The organism is Roseomonas chloroacetimidivorans (assembly GCF_049629625.1).
Classification (GTDB): Bacteria; Pseudomonadota; Alphaproteobacteria; order Acetobacterales; family Acetobacteraceae; genus Roseomonas; species Roseomonas chloroacetimidivorans.
The window spans coordinates 1-622 of record NZ_JBNBZS010000317.1; the positions used below are offsets into that span (position 1 = coordinate 1).

The 622-nt window shown below is 71.7% G+C and carries 1 protein-coding gene; it reads left to right on the plus strand.

Annotated features, from left to right (window positions below; translation table 11 throughout):
• A partial coding sequence (locus tag ACO1BU_RS37695) for an IS66 family transposase (RefSeq protein WP_424140947.1) occupies positions 1-622 on the plus strand: 622 nt, incomplete at both ends.

The following is a 622-nucleotide window of genomic DNA, read 5'->3' on the forward strand; positions in this document are numbered from 1 at the left end:
GCGATGCGCTGATTGCCGAGCGCGACGCGGCGCTGGCCGAACGCGATGCCGAGTTGCGCAACGCGGGCTACGAGATCGAGAAGCTGAAGATCCAGCTGGCGACGCTGCGGCGCGACCGCTACGGCCGGTCCTCCGAGAAGCTGGCGGCCGAGGCCGACCAGCTCGAGATGCTGATCGGCGACCTTGAGGAGGACCAGGCCGAGCGCGAGGCCGCGGCAGAGAAGGAGCACCGGACCAAGGACAAATCCGGCAACCAGCGCAAGCCCGCCACGCGCCGCCCGCTGCCCGAACACCTGCCGCGCGAGACCGTGGTGCACGAGCCCGTCCTCGCCTGCCGCTGCGGCTGCACCGATCCCGCCCGCCTGACGCGGCTCGGCGAGAGCATCACAGAGGTGCTGGAGAAGATCCCGGCCAGGCTGAAGGTGATCCGGCACGTCCGGCCGCGCTATGCCTGCCGGGCTTGCGAGGCCATGCTGCAGGCGCCTGCCCTGGCCTTGCCCATCGAGCGGGGCCGGCCCGGGCCCGGCCTGGTGGCGCATGTGCTGGTCTCCAAGTACCTCGACGGCCTGCCGCTGTTCCGGCTCTCGGGCATCCTGGCGCGCGAGGGGGTGGAGATTGAGCG